Origin of the sequence: Kitasatospora sp. NPDC086009 (genome assembly GCF_044540385.1) — a bacterium.
Classification (GTDB): Bacteria; Actinomycetota; Actinomycetes; order Streptomycetales; family Streptomycetaceae; genus Kitasatospora.
This window is the reverse complement of sequence record NZ_JBITSA010000010.1, coordinates 258,256-281,370: the sequence shown is the minus strand read 5'-3', so window position 1 is coordinate 281,370 and position 23,115 is coordinate 258,256. Positions and strand designations below refer to the sequence as shown.

General features: G+C 73.4%; 20 protein-coding genes. 16 read left to right on the top strand and 4 right to left on the bottom strand.

Annotation, left to right across the window (positions count from 1 at the left end):
* Window positions 1–14: 14 nt before the first annotated feature.
* The 13 genes from ACIF6L_RS24250 to ACIF6L_RS24190 all read left to right on the top strand — a co-directional run bounded on the left by ACIF6L_RS24250 (window position 15) and on the right by ACIF6L_RS24190 (window position 13,057).
* A complete protein-coding gene (locus tag ACIF6L_RS24250) occupies window positions 15–1,514 on the top strand; it encodes a coproporphyrinogen-III oxidase family protein (protein ID WP_352291421.1) in 1,500 nt (499 codons plus the stop codon).
* On the top strand, window positions 1,501–2,265 hold the full coding sequence (locus ACIF6L_RS24245) for a class I SAM-dependent methyltransferase (RefSeq protein ID WP_329486352.1): 765 nt from the start codon (window positions 1,501–1,503) through the stop codon (window positions 2,263–2,265). Before ACIF6L_RS24250 ends, ACIF6L_RS24245 begins: the two co-directional genes overlap by 14 nt.
* A gap of 126 nt (window positions 2,266–2,391) precedes the next feature.
* Window positions 2,392–3,420: a carbon-nitrogen hydrolase family protein gene (locus tag ACIF6L_RS24240; RefSeq protein ID WP_396486588.1), complete on the top strand. Its 1,029-nt coding sequence runs from the start codon at window positions 2,392–2,394 to the stop codon at window positions 3,418–3,420.
* 4 nt (window positions 3,421–3,424) lie between these two features.
* Window positions 3,425–4,357 carry a carbon-nitrogen hydrolase family protein gene (locus ACIF6L_RS24235; protein WP_359803945.1) on the top strand — a complete coding sequence of 311 codons (933 nt, stop codon included), beginning with the start codon at window positions 3,425–3,427 and terminating at the stop codon, window positions 4,355–4,357.
* Between the two features lie 6 nt (window positions 4,358–4,363).
* Window positions 4,364–4,987, top strand: a complete 624-nt coding sequence (locus ACIF6L_RS24230; protein ID WP_329486356.1) for a hypothetical protein — start codon at window positions 4,364–4,366, stop codon at window positions 4,985–4,987.
* 150 nt (window positions 4,988–5,137) lie between these two features.
* Complete coding sequence (locus ACIF6L_RS24225; protein WP_329486357.1) at window positions 5,138–5,374, top strand: ferredoxin; 237 nt, start codon at window positions 5,138–5,140, stop codon at window positions 5,372–5,374.
* Window positions 5,371–6,027: an NADPH-dependent FMN reductase gene (locus ACIF6L_RS24220; protein WP_329486358.1), complete on the top strand. Its 657-nt coding sequence runs from the start codon at window positions 5,371–5,373 to the stop codon at window positions 6,025–6,027. Before ACIF6L_RS24225 ends, ACIF6L_RS24220 begins: the two co-directional genes overlap by 4 nt.
* Window positions 6,028–6,126: 99 nt before the next feature.
* Complete coding sequence (locus ACIF6L_RS24215; protein ID WP_329486359.1) at window positions 6,127–6,687, top strand: hypothetical protein; 561 nt, start codon at window positions 6,127–6,129, stop codon at window positions 6,685–6,687.
* Window positions 6,684–7,283 carry a methyltransferase domain-containing protein gene (locus ACIF6L_RS24210; protein WP_329486360.1) on the top strand — a complete coding sequence of 200 codons (600 nt, stop codon included), beginning with the start codon at window positions 6,684–6,686 and terminating at the stop codon, window positions 7,281–7,283. Before ACIF6L_RS24215 ends, ACIF6L_RS24210 begins: the two co-directional genes overlap by 4 nt.
* 200 nt (window positions 7,284–7,483) lie before the next feature.
* Window positions 7,484–9,115: an MFS transporter gene (locus ACIF6L_RS24205; protein ID WP_396486589.1), complete on the top strand. Its 1,632-nt coding sequence runs from the start codon at window positions 7,484–7,486 to the stop codon at window positions 9,113–9,115.
* Window positions 9,116–9,244: 129 nt separating this feature from the next.
* On the top strand, window positions 9,245–9,946 hold the full coding sequence (locus ACIF6L_RS24200) for a hypothetical protein (RefSeq protein WP_352297866.1): 702 nt from the start codon (window positions 9,245–9,247) through the stop codon (window positions 9,944–9,946).
* A 93-nt stretch (window positions 9,947–10,039) separates the two neighbouring features.
* A complete protein-coding gene (locus ACIF6L_RS24195) occupies window positions 10,040–10,828 on the top strand; it encodes a DNA alkylation repair protein (RefSeq protein ID WP_329486364.1) in 789 nt (262 codons plus the stop codon).
* A gap of 48 nt (window positions 10,829–10,876) precedes the next feature.
* Window positions 10,877–13,057 carry a molybdopterin-dependent oxidoreductase gene (locus ACIF6L_RS24190; protein WP_396486590.1) on the top strand — a complete coding sequence of 727 codons (2,181 nt, stop codon included), beginning with the start codon at window positions 10,877–10,879 and terminating at the stop codon, window positions 13,055–13,057.
* Window positions 13,058–13,096: 39 nt separating this feature from the next.
* Here the strand turns inward: ACIF6L_RS24190 and ACIF6L_RS24185 are convergent, their stop codons facing one another.
* On the bottom strand, window positions 13,097–14,044 hold the full coding sequence (locus tag ACIF6L_RS24185) for a helix-turn-helix domain-containing protein (RefSeq protein WP_359833739.1): 948 nt from the start codon (window positions 14,042–14,044) through the stop codon (window positions 13,097–13,099).
* A 100-nt stretch (window positions 14,045–14,144) separates the two neighbouring features.
* Between ACIF6L_RS24185 and ACIF6L_RS24180 the strand changes: the two genes are divergently transcribed.
* Window positions 14,145–15,176 (top strand): saccharopine dehydrogenase NADP-binding domain-containing protein, encoded by a 1,032-nt coding sequence (locus tag ACIF6L_RS24180; RefSeq protein WP_359833741.1) that lies wholly within the window; start codon window positions 14,145–14,147, stop codon window positions 15,174–15,176.
* A 27-nt stretch (window positions 15,177–15,203) separates the two neighbouring features.
* Here ACIF6L_RS24180 and ACIF6L_RS24175 read toward each other — a convergent pair whose 3' ends face one another.
* The 3 genes from ACIF6L_RS24175 to ACIF6L_RS24165 all read right to left on the bottom strand — a co-directional run bounded on the left by ACIF6L_RS24175 (window position 15,204) and on the right by ACIF6L_RS24165 (window position 17,910).
* Entirely contained in the window at window positions 15,204–15,611 is a 408-nt protein-coding gene (locus tag ACIF6L_RS24175; RefSeq protein WP_359803939.1) for a nuclear transport factor 2 family protein, read from the bottom strand.
* A gap of 314 nt (window positions 15,612–15,925) precedes the next feature.
* Entirely contained in the window at window positions 15,926–16,390 is a 465-nt protein-coding gene (locus tag ACIF6L_RS24170; RefSeq protein WP_396486591.1) for a rhodanese-like domain-containing protein, read from the bottom strand.
* A gap of 104 nt (window positions 16,391–16,494) precedes the next feature.
* A complete protein-coding gene (locus ACIF6L_RS24165) occupies window positions 16,495–17,910 on the bottom strand; it encodes a helix-turn-helix domain-containing protein (RefSeq protein WP_396486592.1) in 1,416 nt (471 codons plus the stop codon).
* 308 nt (window positions 17,911–18,218) lie between these two features.
* On the opposite strand from ACIF6L_RS24165, the gene ACIF6L_RS24160 reads away from it, so the two are divergent.
* Both ACIF6L_RS24160 and ACIF6L_RS24155 read left to right on the top strand, forming a co-directional pair.
* Entirely contained in the window at window positions 18,219–21,413 is a 3,195-nt protein-coding gene (locus ACIF6L_RS24160) for a M28 family peptidase (RefSeq protein WP_396486593.1), read from the top strand.
* A 312-nt stretch (window positions 21,414–21,725) separates the two neighbouring features.
* Window positions 21,726–23,042, top strand: coding sequence for a cytochrome P450 (locus tag ACIF6L_RS24155; protein ID WP_359803935.1), 1,317 nt, complete (start codon window positions 21,726–21,728; stop codon window positions 23,040–23,042).
* Window positions 23,043–23,115: the final 73 nt, after the last annotated feature.

Sequence of the window (23,115 nt, the reverse complement as noted above, 5' to 3'; positions counted from 1 at the left end):
GACCGGAGAGGCACATGACCCAAGAAGCGATCACCCGGAACTTCCTCGACACCCCCAGCTTCTGGCGCGACTACCCGGAGCGGGACATCGAGTTCGTCCGCTGGTACCCGTGCGACGTCAAGCCGCTGTCGGCGGACCAGATCTACGCCACCCGGGAGAAGTTCCCGAAGACCACGTCGTTCTACGTGCACATCCCGTTCTGCAACCAGGTCTGCACCAGCTGCCCGTACAACAAGTTCTCCACCCGCAACACCCTCACCCAGCGCTACATCCAGGCGCTCAAGCGGGAGATCGACCTCTACTCGCAGCTGCCGCACGTCCGGGACACCGTCTTCACCTCCGGCTACTTCGGCGGCGGCACGCCCACCACGCTGCGCGCCGAGGAGCTCGACGACCTGCTGGGCTACATGAAGCAGCGGCTCAACTTCAGCCCGGACTGCTCGGTCACCATCGAGTCCACCCCCGTCGACGTCGACCAGCAGAAGCTGGACGTGCTGCTCAAGCACGGCGTCAACCGGATGAGCCTGGGCGTCCAGACCTTCCACGACCCGCTGCTGCGCTACCTCGGCCGGGCCCGGGCGCACACCGGCGAGTCCGCCACCCGCACCATCGAGCTGATCGACCGCAGCGGCCTGGAGAACCTCTGCATCGACTACATGATCGGCATCCCCGGCCAGACCCCCGAGCTGTGGGCGCAGGACATCCGCACCCTGATGGACCTCCCGGTGACGTCCTTCTCGGTCTACAACTACGCGGTCATGCCCGGCTCGGAGGTGTTCTTCGCGCTGCAGAGCGGCGCCACGCCGCCCTGCCCGAGCACCCGCGAGGCCGACGAGATGTACCAGTACCTGCACACCACGCTGATGGACGCGGGCTACCTGGCGCTCACCTACAACGACTTCATCGAGCCGATGCGGCCCGAGTGGGAGGCGGCCGGGGTCAAGACGTACCCGGTGGTGAAGGACGGCAGCAAGCCGTACCGCGGCCTGGAGACGGACACCTTCTACCTGACCGACCACCTGTCCCAGATCTGGGGCCGGTGCGGGGACATGGTGGCCATCGGCTCGGGCGCCTACGGGTACCTGAACAACCACATGTACCTCAACGAGCCGGACATCGAGTCGTACATCAGCCGGTGCAACGAGGGCCGGCTGCCGGTGGTGATGGGCGCCTACACCGACGAGCACGAGCAGCGCTGCCGCAGCCTCGTCCTGGGGCTGAAGCTGCTGCGGGTCAAGCGCTCGGTCTACCGCGAGCGGCACGGCGTCGACCCGTACGAGTACTTCAAGGACAAGATCGACGACCTGGTGGCCAAGGGGCTGCTGGAGGTCGACGCCGACGCGATCCAGGTCACCTACCCGAAGGGCTGGTACTACATCGACAACATCTCCAAGAGCTTCTACTCGGACGCCAACTACCGGCTCCCGCAGCCGACCTCGGCGAGCACCGAGATCCTCAAGTGGCAGATCGACCGCACCGACGGCCGGAAGGGGCTCCCCCTTGTCCAGTTCTGAGACCACCGCGCGCCGCTCCCGCCGGGGGCGGATCTTCGACCTCGCCGAGCGGGCCCCGCAGGGCGACCCGTTCGAGACCGCCGAGGAGTGCCGCGCCTACGACCGCAGCGTGCGCACCTCGATGATCATCCCGATGCAGCACATGATGAAGCTGATCGGGCCGGACTGCGGTCCGGACAAGGACGTCCTGGAGATCGGCTGCGCCAGCGGCCTGCTGTCGCTGCGCCTGGCCGCCCAGCACCGCGACTCCACCTTCACCGGGCTGGACAGCAACGACGCCTTCCTGGAGGTCGCCCGGGAGAACACCATCTTCGCCAACCTGGTCTCCTACGGCGGCGACTTCGCCTGCGACTGGGCCCGGTACAGCCGGCTGCCGTACCCGGACGACAGCTTCGACGTGGTGTTCAGCTTCTGCGCGATCAACCGGTGGGACAAGCCCGCCCGGATCCTGCCCGAGCTGGCCCGGGTCTGCCGCCCCGGCGGCGCCGTCCTGCTGTACGACCTGGCCCGGGACGCCGACGAGGGCATGGTCTCGTTCGTGCTGCAGTACGCCGGCGGTGACGCCAACGCGTTCATGACCTCGCTGCGGGCCTCGTACTCCACCGAGGAGATGCGCGAGCTGCTCGACCAGGTCGGCCTGAACGACTGGAGCGTCACCAAGGAAGGCATCAACCTGGTGGTCTCCTCCCGGGCCAGGGACACCGGGTACACGGTCGGCGAGCCCGGCATCTACGAGCGGATCTTCGACTGACGGTCCCCGTCCCCAGGTCCGGGTGGGGTGCCCGCCGCAGCGGCGGGCACCCCACCCGGACCACCCCTGGACCACCCCCGGACCACCCCGCCCGCGCCACCGCCCGTCCCCGGAAGGAGCACGACCATGCCCACCGCCGATCTTCGCCGGTACCGGGTCGGCGTCGTCCAGCTGTCCGTCGCCACCAACCGCCGTGCGGAGAACCTGGCGCGGGCCGAGAAGCTGGTGCGCGCCGCGGCCGACGACGACTGCCGGCTCGTCGTCCTGCCCGAGGTGTTCGCCACCGCGCTCAACCTGCCGAAGAGCCACGAGATCGCCGAGCCGGTGCCCGGGCCGCTCACCGAGTGGCTGGCCGGCCTGGCCCGCGAACTCGGCGTCTGGATCGCCGCCGGCGTGCTGGAGCGCGCCGGGGACGACGTGCACAGCACCGCCGTCCTGCTGGACGACACCGGGGAGCTCGTCGGCACCGCGCGGCGCACCATGGTCTACGACCTGGAGGCGCACTTCATCACGGGCCGCACCGGCGCCCGCGTCTTCCCGACCCCGCTCGGCCGGATCGGCTTCGCGCTCGGCTACGACGTGCAGTTCCCGGAGGTGCTGCGCGGCCTGTTCGCCGACTCGGCGGAGATCATCGTGGCCCCCTCCGTCCTGCTGCGGCCGTTCGCCGAGCCGGTGCGGCAGATGCTGCTCGCCCGGGCCGCCGAGAACTGCGCCTACGTGCTGTTCGCCAGCGCGACCGGCGAGAACACCCTCGCCGGGCTCACCTACATGGGCCGCAGCGCGATCCTGCGCAGCCCGCTGGCGATCGGCGCCTACTCGCGGGACTTCCGCAAGCAGCAGCCGGTGCTCGCCGAGGCCGACCGCGAGGAGGTACTGCTGACCGCCGACCTGGACCTGCACGAGCTGCGCCGGATGCGCGAGGCGGCGCCGTTCGCCGCCGACTTCCGCCGCTCGCCGCTCGGCCTGGCGCTGACCGCCGCCACCCACCCGGACGGGCCGCTGCCCGACTGGGCCGCCGCCGCCCTCCCCCCGCACACCGCACCGCATGCCGCTTCGGACACCCCGGACGCCGCGACCCCGGAAGCCCCCGACGCCCCGGCGGCCCCGCACACCTCGGCGGCCCCGGACACCTCGTTCGCCTCGGATGGAGCCTGACCAGATGACCGTCGAACGCTCGCTCGCCACCAGCCGGCCCCGGGTCGCGCTGATCCAGTCCTTCTGGGACCCGGACCCGGAAGTCAACCTGGCCCGGACCCTCGCCCTGCTGGACACCGTCCAGGACGTCGAACTGATCATCCTCCCGGAGTTCTTCCTCGGCCCGCCCTTCTACTTCCCCGGCCGCGCCCACCTCAAGGGCGTGATCGACCAGCCGGTGCCGGGCCCGCTCTTCGACCAGCTCGCCGAGGTGGCCCGCGCCAAGGGCTGCTACCTGCTCTGCGGCACCGTCGTGGAGCGGGAGGGCGACCGGTACTACAACACCTCCGTCCTGCTGGACGACCAGGGCCGGATCGCCGCCAAGGCCCGCAAGACCCACCGGTTCGCCGCCGAGATGGTCACCGTCTCGCCCAGCGACGAACTGGTCATCGTGGACACGCCGTTCGGCCGCCTGGGGATCTGCGTCTGCTCCGACTTCTGGATCCCCGAGGTGCCGCGGACGCTGGCGATGCGCGGCGCCGAGATCATCGCGGTGCCGGGGGCGGCGCTGCGCGGCAACATCCAGATCACCCGGCCGTGCATCCAGGCCAACTCCTCCTTCAACGTCTGCTACACCCTGCTGGCCAGCGCCGTCGGCGAGGTGACCGGCGAGCGCGCCGGACGGACCGTCACCATCTCGGTGGCCGGCCACAGCACCGTCGCCTCGCCCGAGCACCTGGTCGGCTCGCTGGACGAGGAGGAGGGCGTGCTGATCGCCGAGCTCGACCTGGACCGGGTGCGCGAACTGCGGGAGGTCGACCTGTCGTTCCGCAAGAGCCTCTACTTCTGCCTGCACGGCCGTCGGCCCGAGCTGTACCAGGACCTGCTGAAGCCGTACGCCGGCCACCAGGACCTGGAGACCCTCATCACGGACTACCTCACCGCCCGACGGAGCTGATTCGCCATGGCACCCAGCCTGCTGTACCCCGCCGCCGACCACCTGCCCACCGGCGCCGACCGCGAGCCCGCCCTGAAGGAGGTCCTCGACTGGGCCGACCGGGCGGCCGCCACCAACACCGCCGACGCACTGCTCGCCTTCTTCGGCCAGCCGCTGGACCCGCGCACCCTGCGGCTGACCGGCCTGCACCACGTCGCCGTCTACCTGGGCGACTACCGCACCGAGGAGGAGTACGAGGCCTGGCTGGAGACCGTCCGGTCCCACCCGGGACTCGGCCGGGTGTCCGCCGGCCCCTCGCACATCGCGCCGCGGGTGCACGGCACTCCCGGGCACTGGATCAACCTGACCACCGAACGCGGCACCGAGGTCGAGTTCTTCACCTGCCGCGCCTACGGGGCCTGGGCCGACGAGCCGCCGGAGCGCAAGCGGGCGCTGATGTCCCACCTCGGACTCAGCGTCGACACCCCGGACCACGTCCGCCGGGTGCTGGACTACCTGGCCGGCTTCGACAGCGTCGAGGTGCTGGCCTACGCCCCCGAGGACGAACTCGGCCACACCTACGGACACCTGCTGCGCACCGACACCGACCGGGTGCTGGAGCTGGTGCACGCCGGACGGAGCCAGGCATGAGCGAGCGGAGCGAGGTCATCATCCAGTGCCGCGCGTTCCGCGAAGCGGCCACCGAGCGAAGCGAGGCGGGCGCATGAGCGAGCGGAGCGAGGTCATCATCCAGTGCCGCGCCTTCCGCGAAGCGGCCACCGAGCGAAGCGAGGCGGGCGCATGAGCGGGTTCCCGGTACCGGCCCGGCTGCCGGAGAACGTGCCCGGGCGGTTCTACGTCAACGCGGAGTGCACCGACTGCGACACCTGCCGCTGCATCGCCCCGGACTCCTTCGTCCGCAACGACAAGGCCGGCTACACCTTCGTCGCCCGCCAGCCGGCCGACGAGGACGAGGAGGAGCTGGTGTACGAGGCGATGGACTGCTGCCCGGCCGACGCCATCTGCGAGGACGAGTGAGCCCCCGTCCGCCGGGGCCGAGGATCCTCGGCCTCGGCGGCTCGCTGCGCCCCGGCTCGACCAGCCAGCTGCTGCTGCGCCGCGCCCTCGCCGTCCTGGACGCCGACGGCTGCCGGACCTCCCTGCTGGACCTGCGCGAGCTGGACCTGCCGTTCTGCAACGGCGACAAGCAGGACCCGTGGCCGAGCCGCCCGGACGTCAAGCTGCTGCGCGAGGAGTTCCGCGCCGCCGACGGCGTCATCCTGGCCGGGCCGGAGTACCACGGGACCATCGGCGGGGCCCTGAAGAACGCCCTGGACCTGCTGGACTTCGAGCACGTCGAGGGGAAGGTCTTCGGGGCGATCTGCGCGCTCGGCGGGCGCAACAACTCCAACGCGCTCAACCACCTGCGCCTGGTGGCCCGCTGGTACCGGGCCTGGATGGTGCCCGAGCAGGTCGCCGTCCCGCAGGCCCGCGGCGCGCTGCCGGGCGGCGAGCCGGCCGATCCCGAGCTCGGTGCGCGGGTGGACGAGCTGGCCCGCAGCGTGGCCCGGGCGGCGGCGCTGCTGCGGCCCGGGGCGGGCGGTCCGGCCGTCGTCGGGTCGGTCCGGCCGGGACCGGCCGTCCCGGAAGAAGTTCCGAACGTGTCCAGGACAGTCAAACGCGGGAGCTGACCCGTTGGTAGCGTCACCCCTGTGAATAAGACGCACACATTGGGTGCGCATTTCCAGGGGGCCGGAGAATGGTTCCCGGTGCACCCCAGACCACTTCTCGTGATCAGTCTCCGCCATCCCTCCAACGGAACTCCGCGGGAGGCGACCTGGCTTCGCCTCACCGCCTTTCTGTTCAATCGCGGGATTTCCGACGACCGCACCGTCGGTATCGAAGTCCTGTACGACGATCCGGAGTCCACGGCGCCCGACCGGCGGCGTTTCGACGCCTGCCTGTCGGTGCCCCGGGACCGGGTCGCCGGGCTGTCCCTGCTCGATCCCCGCCGGGACAGCCTGGGCATCCGCGTGCTGCCCGTCCTGAGCGAACGGCTGATGCTCTGGCGGGGCGGTTCGGCCCAGGCCGAACCGCCCGTCCGCCACCGGCACGTCACACCGGCCGCCGACCTCCCGCTGCGGGCCAACTGGCCGCGCTACGAGGTCTACCGGGGCTCGCCCGTGCTCACGCCCGGGCACCCCGAGGTGATCGGCTGGTACGCCACCGCGGCCTCCTCGGCCGGCGCCGTGGGCGGCAGCCACCTCCCCCCGCGCACGCCCGCCACCGGCGTGCCCCGCCGGCCGTACGGTGCGGTCCGGCGCGCCTCCGGAAGGGGTCAACGACCATGACCACGACGACCACGATGAACTGGGACCGGGCCTACAAGGCCGGTGACCACCACCAGTACTGGGAGCTCAGCGCCCCCTCCCCCGACCTGGTCGGCTTCCTCGCCGCCACCCCGCCCGCGCCCGGCGCCCGGGCCCTGGACCTCGGCTGCGGCACCGGCTGGGACACCGTCGCGCTGGCCCGGGCCGGGTACCGCGCGACCGGGGTCGACATCAGCGGTGAGGCCGTCGGCATGGCCGTCGCGCGCGCCGCCGAACTGGGCCTGGAGATCGAGCTGTCGGTCGGCGACGTCCGCGGACTCGACCTGCCGGACGAGGAGTTCGACCTGCTGGTCGACCGCGGCTGCTTCCACCACCTCGGCCCGGACGACCGCGACCGCTACGCGGCCGAGGTGGCCCGGCTGCTGGCCCCCGGCGGCCTGCTCTACCTGCGCGGGAGCCGGCAGGAGATGTTCCCCTTCAAGCCGGTGGACGCCGCCTCGCTCGCCCGGCACTTTCCCTCGGACCGGTTCAGCACCGGCCCGTTGATGCCCTTCCAGCTCCACACCGACGTCCTCCAGCTGGACGCCAACGCGGTGGTCCTGCGCCGCGCCGACTGACTCCGGGGCGGCCCCCGCCGCCCGCCGGCGCGCCCGTGCGGCGCGCCCGCCACCCTCGCGGCGGACCGCCGCGACCACCCCTCGCGATCCGTTTCGCGCCGGCCTGACCGAGACCGGCGGACATTCCGTGCTTCCCCGTTTCCGGAGCCCGATGCCCGCTTCGTCCGACGGCTTCCGGCGCTCCAAGAAATGAGCCACCTATGCCCACCCCGCAAAGCCGGGACAAAAGTCCCTGGCTCATCCTCGGCGTGCTCAGTATGGGCTTCTTCATGACGCTGCTCGATATGACGATCGTCAATATCGCGCTGCCCCATGTGATGACCGGAGTACACGCCTCGCTGGACGAGGGCCTGTGGGTGTTCAGCGCCTACATCCTCGGCTACGCCACCCTGCTCATCGTCGCCGGCCGGCTCGGCGACCTGTTCGGCCCCCGCCGGGTCTACCTGTACGGCCTGGCGGTGTTCGTGGTCGCCTCCTGCGTGTGCGGGGTCGCCCCCAACGCGGGCGTGTTGATCGCGGCCCGGGCCGTCCAGGGCATCGGCGGGGCCATGCTCGCCCCGCAGATCCTGCCGATCGTCACCATGGTCTTCCCGCCCTCCAAGTGGGGCGCGGCGTTCGGGTTCACCGGCGCGCTCTCCGGGCTCGCGGTGCTCACCGGGCCGACCCTGGGCGGGGTCATCGTCAGCTACCTGGACTGGCGGTGGATCTTCTACCTCAACCTGCCGATCGGCATCGCCACCGCCTACCTGGTGCTGCGGCACGTCCACGACTACCGGCCGGGCAAACGCCAGCCGCTCGCCGTGCTGCCCACCGCCCTGCTCGTCCTCGGCCTCACCGCGCTGGCCTTCGGCCTGATCGAGGGCGAACGCCTGGAGTGGAACGCCACCGCCTGGGCGGCGATCGCGGCGGGGCTCATGGTCCTGACGTACTTCGTCCTGGACCAGCGCAGGCACCAGCGGTCCGGCCCGCTGCTCCCCTTCGACCTACTGCGACTGCGCAACTTCGCGTCCGCCAACATCATCGCGGCGATCATGGGCTTCTCGATGCTCGGCGCCTTCCTGCCGATCTCGCTCTACCTCCAGACCGTGCTCGGGATGTCCCCGCTGCGGGCCGGCTTCACCATCGCCGCGATGCCGCTCACCTCGGCGCTGGTCGCCGGGGTCGGCGGCAAGCTCTCCGACCGCGGCTCGGGCAAGGCCGTCATCCTGACCGGGCTGGCCTGCTTCACCGCCGGGCTGGGCTCGTTCATCCTGGTCACCGGGACGGACACCGGCACGCTCCAGCTGATCGGCCCGTTCGTGCTGGCCGGCCTCGGCATGGGCCTGGTGTTCTCGCCGCTGTTCAGCGTCGGCATGCGCCAGGTCCCGCCGCCGCAGGCCGGGGTGGCCTCCGGACTGGTCAACACCGCCCAGGAGATCGGCGGCCTGCTGGCCAGCGCGGCGATCGGCGCGATCCTGTCGCTGCGGCTCTCCAGCGGCCTGCGCGGCTGGGTGAACGAGCAGGCGCTCGCACTGCCGCCGGAGGCCCGGGAGGGCTTCAAGCGGGCGTTCGCCCCGCTCACCGACGGCGCCCTGAAGATCGGCAGCGGCGGTCCGCCGCCCGCCCTGGCCGGGGCCGACCCGGCGCAGGCGGCCAAGGTCCAGGACGCCTTCGCCGAGGCCTTCACCAGCGCCATGCACAGCGGGCTGCTCCTGCCAGTGGGCCTGCTGGCCATCGGCTGGGTGGCCGCCCTGCTCCTCATCCGGGACGTCCCGGCACCGGCCTTCGGAGCTCCACGACCGCCCGCCGCCAGGGCCACGGGCAGCGCCCCGGCGGCGGCCGAGAAGGCCTGAGGCCACCGGACCGGTGGCTCCGCGCCACCGACCGACGTCCCCCGTCCACCATCCACCCACCACCTACCGATCCGAACCGCATCCGACCGGTCCGCACCGGCGGAACGAACAGAACCGAGGAGTCATCCGATGTCCCAGTCCCCCGTGGTGCTGTCCACGCACATGATGGCGACGTACATGGTCAAGCCCGGCTGCGCCGAGCAGGCCCGTGACATCATCGCCCGGCACTGGCCCACCCTGAAGGCGCACGGCCTGGTCACCGACGAGCCCGCCACCGTCTACCACAGCGAGAGCGAGCACGGTCCGGTCTTCTTCGAGATCGTCACCTGGGTCGACGAGAACGCGGTCAGCCGCGCCTTCAACACCCCGGACGTCAACGCGATCTGGCAGGAGATGGCGGCGATCACCGAGGCCCGCGAGGGCCGGCCGCCGGTGGACTACCCGATCGTGCACCGGATGGGCTACTTCCAGGACGAGCCCGACCTCCCCGAGGAGGACGCCTACACCGGGCTCGCCCACTACCTCGTCCGCCCGGACAAGGTCGCCGAGTTCCACGAGCTGATGGCCCGTGACTGGCCGACCCTGCGCGACGAGAAGCTGACCACCGGCGACCGCGCCGTCGTCTACTTCGGCGAGGACGCCACCGGCCCGTTCTTCCTGGAGATCGTCCGCTGGTACGACCAGCAGGGCCCCAGCATCGCGTACCGCAACGACAAGGTCAGCGCGATCTGGCAGGACGTGTTCCGCTACACCGAGGGCCGCAGCGGCCGCCCCGCCTCCGAGTACCTGTGGGCCGGCGAGCTCCGCTACCCGTACCACGACGCCGACTGACGTAACGTCAACACCTTAGAGAACCATCAGCGTTCGGACGGGCCGGGGCGCCGCCCCCGGCCCGTCCGGCCCCGTCCGACCGGAGCTTCCTCGGTGACCCGCAAGACCCCCCAGACCTTCGACACCCCGCCCGCCCCCGTCCTGGCCGACCGGCTCAGGTCCGAGCTGGAGGACAGCGCCGTGCCCGGCCGGGCCGACGGCGAGAAGGCCTACCTGAAGAGCAGGCTGGAGCACATCGGCGTACCGCTGCCCGCCATGCGCACCGTGGTGCGCAACTTCGTCCGCCGCCACCCCGGGATCGACCGGGACACCCTCCTGGAGCTCACCGAGGAGCTCTGGGCCCCGCCCGTCCACGAATCGCGCTCCTGCGCCGCGCTGCTCCTGGAGAGCCGCTCCGACCTGCTGGTCCGCGAGGACACCGGCTACCTGGAACAGCTGCTGCGCGAGTGCGAGACCTGGGCGCACGTCGACCTGATCGCCCCCAAGGGCGCCGGCGCCCTGCTGCTGCGGCTGCCGGAGACCGCCGAGGACTTCCTGCGCTGGAGCCGGGACGACCACCAGTGGGTACGGCGCGGCGGCATCCTGTCCTACCTGCTGGCCCTGCGCGACCGGGGCGAGTTCCCGCACTACTTCGCCGCCTTCGGCGAACTCGCCGACCCGCTGCTGACCGACTCCCGGTTCTTCGTGCGCAAGGCGCTGGGCTGGGCCCTGCGCGAGGGCGCCAAGCACCACCCCGAGGAGGTCGCCGACTGGCTGCGCGCCCGCCTGCCCCGGGTCTCCGGGCTCACCCTGCGGGAGGCGATCCGGCCGATCGACGACGACACCTGCCGGAGCCTCCTGCAGGAGCACGCCGAACTCGGCGGGCGCCGACCGCGCGGCTGACCGCCCGCGCCGCGCCCGGCCGCCACCGCACACCGCCCGGAGGCCCGCATGACCACGCACAGTCCCGCCGACCGGCACCGCCGGCCGCTCCCGGTCGTCCAGGTGCTCGCCGAGGACGGCCGGCACCGGACGATCTGCCGGATGTGCCACGGCGGCTGCGGCGCCGTCGTGACCGTCGACCAGGGGCGGCTGACCGCCATCGAGGGAGACCCGGAGAACCCCAACAACCACGGGTTCCTCTGCGCCAAGGGCCGCGCCTCGCTGGAGCACCTCAACCACCCCGACCGGCTGACCACGCCGCTGCTGCGCACCGGGCCGCGCGGCAGCGGCGAGTTCCGCCCGATCGGCTGGGACGAGGCGCTGGAGCGGACGGCCGTCGCGCTCGACCGGGCCCGGATCGAGCACGGCCCGGAGGCGGTGGTGCTGGCCCAGGGCACCGACCGCAACTACCAGGAGTGGCTCTTCCGGTTCGCCAACAGCTTCGGCACGCCCAATGTGCTCGGCCCGGCGCACGTCTGCTTCTACCCGAGGGTGATGGCCGGCATCCTCACCGCGGGCGGCTTCACCTTCTGCGACTACGAGGGCCGGCCCGACCTGGTCCTGGTCTGGGGCTCCAACAAGGCGCTCACCCACGGCGACGGGGTGATCGGCACCCGGCTGCTCGCCTCCGTCCGGGACGGCTCCCGGATGATCGTGATCGACCCCCGGCGGACCTCGCTGGCCGCCCGCGCCGAGCAGTTCCTCCAGGTCCGCCCGGGCGGGGACGCGGCGCTGGCGCTGGCGATGATCCACACCGTGATCGAGGCGGACGCCTACGACCACGCCTTCGTCGAGAAGTACACCGTCGGCTTCGAGGACCTCGCCGCCCACGTCGCCGACTGGACGCCGGAGTCGGTCGCCGAGCGGACCGGCGTGCCGGCCGACCTGATCAGATCGGCCGCCCTCGCCTACGCGGCCGCGCCGAGCGCCGCGATCGAACTCGGCACCGGGCCCCAGCAGCACCGCGACTCCTTCCACACCTGCCGGGCGGTCCTGCTGCTCTCGGCGATCTGCGGCAACCTGGACCGGCCCGGCGGCGACGTCCTGTGGGACCCGCCCGGCATCGACGGCCGCCGGTCCTTCCCGCGCGCCGAGCTGCTGGCGCCCGAGCAGGCCGCCAAGCGCCTCGGCGGCGACCGGCACCGCATCCTGGCGATGTCGGGCTGGGCCCACCCCGGCTCCGTCTGGGACGCCGTGCTCGAACCCGACGCCCCGCACCCGGTGACCACCATGCTGGTGCACGGCAGCAACCTGCTGCTCAACTACGCCGACTCGGACCGCGTCCGGCGGGCCCTGGAGCGGCTGGACTTCCTCGCCGTCGCCGACCTGCGGCTCACCCCGACCGCCGCCATGGCCGACGTCGTCCTCCCGGTCGGCGGCTGGCTGGAGCGGGACCAGATCGTCGAGCACGCCCACTACGTCGCGGCCCGCCGGGCCTTCGCCAAGGTCGGCGACACCCGCTCCGACGAGTGGATCCTCACCGAACTGGCCCACCGGCTGGGCCTGTCCGCCGACTTCTGGCCGGACGCCGCGGACTCCCTGGACACCCGGCTGGAGCCGATCGGCATGGACTGGCGGCAGCTGGCCGAACTCCACTACCGGGCGACCCCCCTGGAGTACCACAAGTACCGCAGCCGCGGTTTCGGCACCCGCAGCGGCAAGGTCGGGCTGCGCTGCGACGCCCTGCGCGCCTTCGGCTACCCGCCGCTGCCCACCCCCGGTCCGCCGGTCGGCGGGCCGGAGGACGGCCCCTACCTGCTCACCTCGGCGCACTCGGCGTTCTACTTCAACTCCGAGTTCCGCGACCTGCCCTCGCTGCGCTCCAAGGAGCCCGAGCCCCGGCTGGAGATGCACCCCGAGGCCGCCGCCCGCGAGGGCCTCGCCGACGGCGAGTGGGCGGAACTCGCCACCCGCACCGGCCGCATCCGGCTGCGCGTCCTGCTCACCGACCGGATCGCCCCCGAGGTGGTGATGGCCCCCGCCGCCTGGTGGTACCCGGAGCGCGGCGCCGACGGCGGCTGGCGGGAGGCCAACGTCAACCTGCTGACCACCAACGAGGACGAGAACGCCGAGATGGGCTCCTCCACCTTCCGCGGCCTGCGCTGCACCGTCACCCGCGCGGCGGACCAGTCCCCGGCTCCGGGCGGACCGGCCGCCGCCGCGGCGGGTCCGCGGGCCCCGGGGCGGTGAGCCCGGCCGTCCGCCGGGCCGGTGGCGGGCGCCGACCGGTCAGCCGGCCCTCGCGCTGCGGAACGCCTCCCGGTAGCTGTTGGGCGGGACGCCGACGATCCGCTTGAACTGGCGCCGCAGCGTGGTGGCCGTCCCCATCCCGGTGGCGACGGCCACCGCCTCGACGCTCTCGTCGGTGGCCTCCAGCAACTCCTGGGCCCGGCGGACCCGCTGGTTCAGCAGCCACTGGAGCGGTGTCTGCCCGAGCACCGACCGGAACTGCCGGCCGAGGTTGCGCGGGCTGGTGTTCGCCCGCCGCGCCAGGTCGGTCACGGTCAGCGGCCGGTCCAGCCGCTGCTGCGCCCAGGCGAGCACCTGGGTCAGCGGGTGGTCGCCCGTCGCCTGCACCGGCGTGGCCACGAACTGGGCCTGACCGCCCGTGCGGTGCGGCGGCATGACCAGGCGACGGGCGACCGAGTTGGCGATCCCGGCGCCGTGGTCGAGGTGGATCAGGTGCAGGCAGAGATCCACGGCCGCCGCCTTGCCCGCGGAGGTGAGCACGCTGCCGTTGTCCGTGTAGAGCACGTCCGGGTCGACCACGGCCAGCGGGTGGCGGGCGCTCAGCTCAGCGGTGTGGGCCCAGTGGGTGGTGGCCCGCCGGCCGTCCAACAGGCCCGCCGCGCCGAGCACGAACGCGCCGGTGCAGAGCGAGGCCACCCGGGCGCCGGCCCGGTGCGCGGCACGCACCGCCTCGACCAGCTCCGGGGGCGGCGGCTCGTCGACGTCGGCCCAGGCCGGCACGATCACCGTGTCGGCGTCCACCAGGCGGTCCAGCCCGTGGTCCGGCTCGACGACGAACGGGCCGACCCGTACCGGCCCGGGCCCGCAGAGCACCACGTCGTACCAGCCGTCCACGGCCTCGCGCGGAGGATTGCCGAAGATCTCGTAGGCCACCCCCAGTTCGAAGTGCAGCAGGTTTCCGGCGGTCGGCAGCGCGACAGTGGGCATGTCCGAAAGTGTACGGGTGTTGTCGTTCCGGACCATCACACCCGGGCCCCGTCGGCGACCAGACTGAGGGTCGACAGGACGACGAGAACGGGGAACAGCGATGGGTACGACGGCTGCAGTGGTGGTCTACGGCGCGACGGGGCACACCGGTCGCTTCATGGTGGCCGAGTTGCGACGGCGTGGCTTCGCCCCCGTCCTCTCCGGCCGCAACGCGGCCCAGTTGGAGGCGCTGGCGGCCGAGTGGCCCGGTACCGAGGTCCGGCCGGCCACCGTGGACGACCCGGCCTCGCTGGACCGCGCCCTCGCCGGGGCGGCGGCGGTCGTCAACTGCGCCGGACCGTTCGCGGTGACCGGCGGCCCGGTCGTCGAGGCCGCGATCCGCGCGGGGATCCCCTACGTCGACGTCGCGGCGGAGATCGAGGCGAACGCCGCGACCTTCGCCGACCACGCGGACGCCGCCCGGGAGGCCGGCACCCCGGTCGTCCCGGCAATGGCCTTCTACGGCGGCCTGGGCGACCTGCTGGTCACCGCCGCGATGGGCGAGTGGACCTCGGCGGACCTCGTGCACGTCGCGTACGGGCTGGACAGCTGGCACCCCACGCCGGGCACCCGGGAGGCCGGCCGGGTGTCCCACGAGCGCCGCGCGGGCCGCCGGGTGAGGTTCGCGGACGGCGCGCTGCGGTACCACGACGACGCGCCGTCCGAGCAGCAGTGGACGTTCCCCGCGCCGCTGGGTACCCGCGCGGTGCTCGGGGAGTTCACCATGGCCGACGTCGTCACGGTACCCAGCCACCTGGCCGTGCCGGAGGTCCGCACCTACATGACCGTCGAGGCCGCGGGCGACCTCGCCGGCCCGGACACCCCGGCCCCGGAGGCGGTCGACGACCTGGGCCGGTCGGACCAGAGCTTCGTCGTCGACGTCCTGATCGAGTCCGGCGGGGTCGGGCGCCGGGCCACCGCACGCGGCCGGGACATCTACGCGATCACCGCCCCGCTGGCGGTGGAGGCCGTCGAGCGCCTGCTGACCGGCCGGAGCCGCACCACCGGGGTCGCCTCGGCCGGCGCGATGTTCGACGCGGCGGACTTCCTGCGGGCGCTGGGCCCGCACCTCTCGGTCGAGCTCCCGCACTGACGCCGCTCGGCCGTCCCCCGCTACCCGCTACGCCTCACCGGCGCGCAGCGGGTAGCGGGGGACGGAGCGGCGGTGGGCGATCCGCCAGCCGTCCCCGGTGCGGACGTAGACGTCGAACCAGTCCCCGTTGTGGACCGTCCCGTCGAACTGGATCGCCAGGTAGCGGCTGTGGCCCCGGACGGTGCCGTCCGGCTCGACGGTGAGCACGCTGTCCAGGGTGTGCTGGTCGGGGGACCGGCTGCCGAGGTCGCGGCTGAACACCCGGATCTTCTCCAGTCCGCTGAACACCGCTCCGGTGCGGGCGAGTTCGAGCACTCCGTCGGCGGTGAAGACCTCACCCAGCGCCCTGGTGTCGGCGTTGTCGAAGGCGTGCGGGAAGCGGGCGAGCAGCTGGCGGATCTGCTCGGCGTCGGTCGGGGACAGGTCGGCGGCCATGCGGTCTCCTCGGCAGGGAAGTCGGGGCGGGGGTCCGGCACCCGGACCTCGACCGAACCGGTGACCTGACGTCGCGTCAGCGGAGTGCACCCCGGTGACGGGGCTGCCGGCCGGGGCCCGCGGCCGACGTTCTCCGCCGCCCGATTCTAGGAACGCCGGGACGATCTCTCAACGGCCGGACCGGGGATTCGGCGGCCTCGGGGCATTCCGAAAACCGCACGTCACAGGAGCGAAACACAGCCGCCACATTGACCCGTGGAACGCCACTGCGACCCGCCTGCCGGCCGACCCGCCCGGCGCCGGGCGTACCGGCCTCAGCAGGCGCAGGAGATCCCGGAGCGCGGGGCGGTCAGGTCGTCCACCGGCCGCTGCTCGCTGCCGTGGTCGGTGTCGTAGGCGAAGCCCTCGCGGGCCCAGTACTCGAAGCCGCCGAGCATCTCCTTGACCGGGTGGCCGAGTCGGGCGAAGGCGAGGGCCGCCCGGGTGGCGCCGTTGCAGCCCGGACCCCAGCAGTAGGTGACGACCGTGGCCGAGGGGTCGATCAGCAGCGGCGCGAGTTCGGCGATCCGGGCGGTGGGGATGTGCACCGCGCCGGGGATCCGGCCCTGTGCCCAGGCCTCCTCGCTGCGGGAGTCGACCACCACCACGCCGGGCACGCCGGCGGTCAGGTCGGCGTGCACGTCCGAGACGTCGGCCTCGAAGGAGAGCCGGCCGAGGAAGTGCGCGGCGGCGACGGCCGGGTCGGCGGCGGGGACGGTGAGAACGGCGCTGGCGGTCATCGGGGTGCTCCTCGCACTCGTACCGGGGCCCGCCCTGTTCGGCGATGGTCCGATCCTCGCCCGGCGGGGCCGGCGCCCACGAGCGGCGTGATCGCCCGCCTTCGTCAAGATACCGCCAGCCCGTGGGCGCCCAGCCGGATGCGCAGCCCGCGCAGTTCGTGGCGGGCGAGGGCGGGCAGCGCGGTCGCCTCGTCCAGGACCGGGGCGAGCAGCTCCACGGCGGTTCGCGGGTCATGGGCACACAGGTGGCAGTCGGCCATCCGGATGGTGAACAGCAGCCGGGTGGAAGGCAGTTGGTCCGGGGCGAGCAGCCGCAGCGCGGTGTCGGCGGCGTCCACGGCGCGCAGCGCCAGCCGGTGGTCCCCGACGGCCGCGGAGGCGTCGCGCAGTGCGGCGGCGGCGGCCGACTCGACCCGCAGCCGCATCGAGGCGATGGAGAGCCAGGGCGCGTCGGTCTCGTCGTGCTCGCCGATGTGGTCGAGGTGCAGCCGGGCGCGGCCGATGTGCCGGACGGTCGCGCGGACGTCCCCCGCCAGGGCGTGCGCCCGGGCCTGGCCGATCTGGGACATCGCGCCGGCCCAGTGCCGGCCGGGCGCGGCCCGGGCGATCTCGCGGGCGTAGCCGAGCGCGGCGGCCGGGTCGCCGTCGAGCCGGGCGAGGGTGCTCATGTCGCTCAGCGCGGCGACCTGGGTGGCCGGGTCGTCGGCCAGTTCGGACCAGGTGAGCGCGCGGTCGAAGCAGGCCATCGCGGTGGCGTTGCGGCCGTGCTGCATCCGCAGTCCACCGGCCGCGTGCGCGTACTCGGCGGCGAGCCGGGCGAGCGCCTGGCGGGCCCGGGCGTCGGTGGTGCCGCCGAGCCGGCGCAGGATCGCCCGCAGGGTCTCCTCGACGGCGGCTGTGCCGGGTCCGGCGGGCGCCTCGCCGGCGCGCAGGTGGGCGGCGAGCAGGCCGGTGAGGGCGTGTGCGGTGTCGGCGTCCAGCGGCGGCGCGGTGTCCGGGTCGGCGGCGCAGAACGCGGCGTGCAGGGCGGCGAGTTCGGCGGCCTCGGGGACGGCGCAGCCGGCCGCGCCGTGCAGCGGGCAGAGCAGCCCGTAGTCGGGGAGCCGGCGGGGCGGGCCGCCGGCCGCGAGCGGCGGCAGCGGCGCGGGCGGGGCGGCGGGGCTGCCGGGCAGTGGCGGGCGGGCCCAGCCGGCCGGTCCGGGCGGGGCCGGCGGGGCGGCCGGGGCGGGCTGGTCCCACTCCCCCGCGTCCCCCTCCTCGGCCCGCAGGCAGGCGGTGCGCAGTTCGCCGCCGGCGCCGAGCAGACCGTCCAGCCGCTCGGCGATCCGCGGGGTGGTCCGGCGGGCGCCGTGTTCGAGCTTGCTGACGGCGGTGTGGTCGTAGCCGATCTCGGCGCCGAGCTGGGCCTGGGTGAGGCCGGCCCGGCGGCGCCAGTGCCGCAGCCGGGCGCCGAAGGCGCGCCAGAGCGGGTCGGCCGGCGGCGGACCGACGGACGGTACGTCGGTGTGGCTCCGGTGCACGGGGCTGCCCTCCCGAGTCGGTTCCGGTCCTTCCGATGGACAGGACGGTACTGGACCGGGCGGGCTCCGTACATGAGGTGGTCTCAACCTCTTGGTCTCAACCTCTTCACAAAACCCGCAGCTTGACAGAACTTGCCAACTGCACGGAAGCCATGCCGCAGCCGTTGACCGGGGCATGACGGCATGTGAGTGTTCCGGCACCCGAGCGCGGACGCCCGCAACGGCCGTCCCCCGATGCGGCCCCGCGGTGAGCGCCAGACAGGCACGTCGTCCGCGGTCGAGCACCCCCACGTTCGAGGAGCCTCGGAATGAAACGCAGATTACTGACGGCGGGAACCACCCTGACCGTCCTGGCCGGCATGCTGACCGCCACCGCGGTCGGACAGGCCGCCGCCCAGCCCGGCCCGGCCGTCAGCGCGCCGCCGAGCGCCCTGGCCGCCGCCGTCTCCGCCGCCGACCAGGCGGCCGCGGCGGGCCTGGACGCCCTGGCCAAGGGCCCGGGCGAGACCTACGAGCGCCAGTCCGTCACCCCGTGGCTCGGCGGCCTCTACTCCGTGGCCTACGAGCGCACCTACCAGGGCCTGCCGGTGGTCGGCGGCGACGCCGTCGTCATAGCCGACGGCCAGGGCAGGGTCCGCGGCCTCCAGTCCGCCGCCACCGGTCCGGTCGGCGGCCCGACCAAGGCCGCGATCAGCGCCGCCCAGGCGGAGAAGACCGCACGCACCCGGCTGGCCGCCGTGGACGGCGTCGACACCCGCCGCCTGGTGGTCAAGGTGCAGGACGGCACCGGGCGGCTCGCCTGGGAGACCGTGCTCACCGGCCGGACCGGCGCGGCCCCGAGCCGGCTGCACGTCTTCGTCGACGCCCGCACCGGCGAGGTGATCGACAGCTACGACGACGTCAAGGCCGGTACCGCCAACAGCAAGTGGAACGGCCCGGCCCCGGTCACCATCAACACCACCGCCTCGGGCAGCACCTACTCGCTGCGCGACCCGAGCCGGTCCGGGCTGAGCTGTGCGGACTACAGCTCCGGCCAGGTGTTCTCCAAGTCCAGCGACTCCTGGGGCACCGGCAACCCGACCAGCAAGGAGACCGGCTGCGCCGACGTGATGTTCGCGGCGCAGAAGGAATGGGACATGCTCCGCGACTGGCTGGGCCGCAACGGCCACAACGGCAACGGCGGCAGCTGGCCGGTCAAGGTGGGCCTGAACGACGTCAACGCCTACTGGGACGGCTCCTCCGTCTCGATCGGCCACAACAACGCCAACGAGTGGATCGCCTCCATCGACGTGGTCGGCCACGAGTTCGGCCACGGCATCGACCAGTACACGCCGGGCGGCGCCAACAACGAGAACGGCCTCGGCGAGGGCACCGGCGACATCTTCGGCGCGCTGACCGAGGCGTACGCCAACGAGCCGTCCCCCTACGACAACCCGGACTACACCGTCGGCGAGATGATCAACCTGGTCGGCAGCGGGCCGATCCGCAACATGTACAACCCCTCGCTGGTGGGCAACAACCCCAACTGCTACTCCTCCTCGATCCCGAGCACCGAGGTGCACGCGGCGGCGGGCCCGCTGAACCACTGGTTCTACCTGCTCTCCGAGGGCTCCAACCCGGGCGGCGGCAAGCCCACCAGCCCGACCTGCAACAACTCCTCGGTGACCGGCGTCGGCATCAAGGACGCCGGGCGGATCTTCTACGGCGGCATGCTGCTCAAGACCAGCGGCATGACCTACAAGAAGTACCGGGTCACCACGCTGACCGCGGCCAAGAGCCTCGACCCCGGCTGCGGCCTGTTCACCCGCACCAAGGCGGCCTGGGACGCGATCAGCGTCCCCGCCCAGAGCGGTGAGCCCACCTGCACGCCGTCCGGCACCAACGACTACTCGCTGCTGGTCAACCCGACCGCCGGCTCCGTGCAGCCCGGCGCCGCCACCAGCGCCACGGTGAGCACCGCGGTCACCTCGGGCACCGCCCAGGCCGTCAACCTGGCCGTCTCCGGCGCCCCGGCCGGCGTCACCGCCTCGGTCAGCCCGTCCTCCGTGCAGGCCGGCTCCTCCGCGACGCTGAACGTCTCGGCCTCCTCCTCGGCCACCCCCGGCACCTACGTGCTCACGGTGACCGGCACCGGTTCCGCCACCCACAGCGCGCAGTACACGCTGACGGTCGGCAACGGGAACCCCAACCCCGGCGTGCCCGACGTCAGCGTCGCCAACGTCCAGGCGCACCTCGCCCAGCTGAACACCATCGCCTCGCAGAACGGCGGCAACCGCCGGGCCGGCTCGGCCGGCCACAGCCAGTCTCTCGCCTACATCAAGGGCAAGCTGCAGGCCGCCGGCTACACCGTCAGCGAGCAGACCTGCACCTCCTGCACCTACAGCTCCAACAACCTGATCGCGGACTGGCCGGGCGGCCCGGCCGACCAGGTGACCATGTTCGGCGCCCACCTGGACAGCGTCGCCGCCGGCCCGGGCATCAACGACAACGGCTCCGGCTCCGCCGTCCTGCTGGAGAACGCGCTGACCCTCGCCCAGCAGAACCCCACCCTGACCCGGCACGTCCGGTTCGCCTGGTGGACGGGTGAGGAGCAGGGCCTGCAGGGCTCGCAGCACTACGTCAACCAGCTGGGCTCCACCCAGCGCAGCGCCATCAAGGGCTACTACAACTTCGACATGGTCGGCTCGCCCAACGCCGGCTACTTCATCAACAACATCGGCTCCGCCACCTCCGCCCCGATGAAGGCCTACTGGGACTCCCTGGGCATCCAGCCCGAGGAGAACGTCGAGGGCCAGGGCCGCTCCGACGACTACTCCTTCCAGCAGGGCGGCATCCCCACCTCCGGCTACGCGGCCGGCGCCAGCGCCGTCAAGACCGCGGCCCAGGCGACCAAGTGGGGCGGCACCGCCAACCGGGCGTACGACTCCTGCTACCACCAGGCGTGCGACACCACCAGCAACATCAACGCCACCGCCCTGGACCGCAGCGCCGACGGCGTCGCGTACACCCTGTGGAAGACCTCGGTCGGCACCGGGCCCATCCCGACCAACGACTTCTCGGTCGCGGTGAACCCGACCACCGGCAACGCCCTCCCGGGCGGGAGCACCAGCGCCACGGTCTCCACCGCCACCACCTCCGGCTCCGCCCAGACGGTGAACCTCACCGCCTCGGGCGCGCCCAGCGGGGTCACCGTGTCGGTCAGCCCGTCCTCGGTGCAGTCCGGCTCCTCCGCGACGCTGAACGTCTCGGTCGGCTCCGGCGTCCAGGCCGGCACCTACACCATCACGGTGACCGGTACCGGCTCGGCCACCCACAGCACCACGTACTCGCTGGTGGTCGGCACCGACCCGGGCAACCCGGGCGGCACCTGGACGCCGGGCACCACCTACAGCGCGGGTGACGTGGTCACCTGGAACGGTGTCAGCTACCGCTGCATCCAGGGCCACACCGCCCAGGTCGGCTGGGAGCCCAACATCGTCCCGGCCCTCTGGCAGCAGATCTGACCTGATCCGGAGGCCGTCGGGCCGGGCCGGGCCGCGGTTCGTCGAGGGGGACGAACCGCGGCCCGGCCGTCTGTTCGGCGGGGGTCACCGGGCGCACGACGGGGTGCGGCCCCGGTCGGCACCCGATCCGGTCGGCACTGCCGTCCGGGCGGATCGGAACCGCGCCGTCGTTGCGGGCCCCGGCGGTGCGGCCGGGGCCCGCAACACGTACGCCCGGCGGCAGGGCGGCGCGCGGCGAACGCGCTGACGTACAGTCAGGCCGGGGCCCGTGCCCCGCCCAGCAGTCGACCGTGCCGGCAGAGGAGAAGCGCCGTGGCCACCGAAGCCCACCCCGTCCCCGTCCCGCCGCCCGCCGACGGGGCCGCCCGGCCCGTTCCCGAACTGCCGGCCGAGGCCGTCACCCGGTGGCGGGCCGAGGGGTCCGAGCTGGTCGAGCTGCTCGCGCTCGCCCACCGGGAGCTGGGCGGCGTCGCGGCGTTCCGGCTCGGACCGGCCCCCACCGTGCTGGTCACCGATCCGGAGGCGGTGCAGCACGTGCTCGGGCGGCACCCGGACCGCTACGTCAAGCGCTCCCACCGGGCCCGGATGCTGGCCGGCGAGGGCGTCCTGTCCGCCACCGGAGAGGCCTGGAAGCGCCAACGGCGGATGCTGCAGTCCCAGTTCACCGGACCGGGGATGCGCCGCTACGAGCGGCGGATCGCCGAGGCCGCCCGCCGCGCCGCCGACCGCTGGGCCGGGTACGCCCGCACCGGCGAGCGCTTCGACCTCGGCGAGGAGATGCGGCACTTCGCCCTCGACACCATCTGGCGCGCCCTCACCGGCCGCCCGCTGGACGACCGGACCGACCGCGAACTCGCTTCGGTGGCGCGGGTGGTGGCCGCGCTGCCGACGCTGCCCGCGGACGGCGCCGACGCCCGGGACGCGGTCGCCGAGGACCTGGCCAGGATCGACGCCGTCGCGCACGCCGCGATCGACGCCGCCCGGCGCGACCCGGCGGGCGACGGCCTGCTCCGGGTGCTGGTCGAGGCCGCCGACGAACACCCCGAGTACACCGACCGGTTGATCCGCGACGAGCTGGTGACCCTGCTGGTCGCCGGGCACGAGACCACCGCCACCACATTGACCTGGCTCTTCCTGTTGCTCGACGGGAACCCCGGGGCCCGCGCGTGGGCGCTGGCGGCCGGCCCCGAGGGCTCGGCCGGGCGGCGCGAGGCGGTGCAGGCGCTGGTCAGCGAGACCCTGCGGCTCTACCCCTCCGCCTGGATCCTGCCCCGGCACGCGGCGGAGGCCGACACCCTGGCGGGCCACCGGATCGAGGCCGGTACGGACCTGCTGGTCTGCCCCTATCTGACCCACCGGGACGCGGAGTTGTGGCCCGACCCGGAGCGCTTCGACCCGGCCCGGTTCACCTCCCCCGGCCGCAAGCCCGCCCACCTGGGCGCCTACTACCCCTTCGGGCTCGGCGCGCGAGCCTGCCTGGGCACCCAGTTCGCCGTACGGGAGACCACCGCCCTGGTCGAACTCCTGCTGGAGCACAGCCCGCGGCTGCTCGCCGTCCCCACCGGCTCCGCGTACGGGATCACCGTCCGGCCCGACGGGCCCGCCCCGGCCACGCTCGCGGGAGCGTGACCGGGGCGGGCCGGCCTCGGGGCGACCGTCGGGGACGGCCGGTCGGAGACGGTCAGGTCAGGGCCGGTCAGGT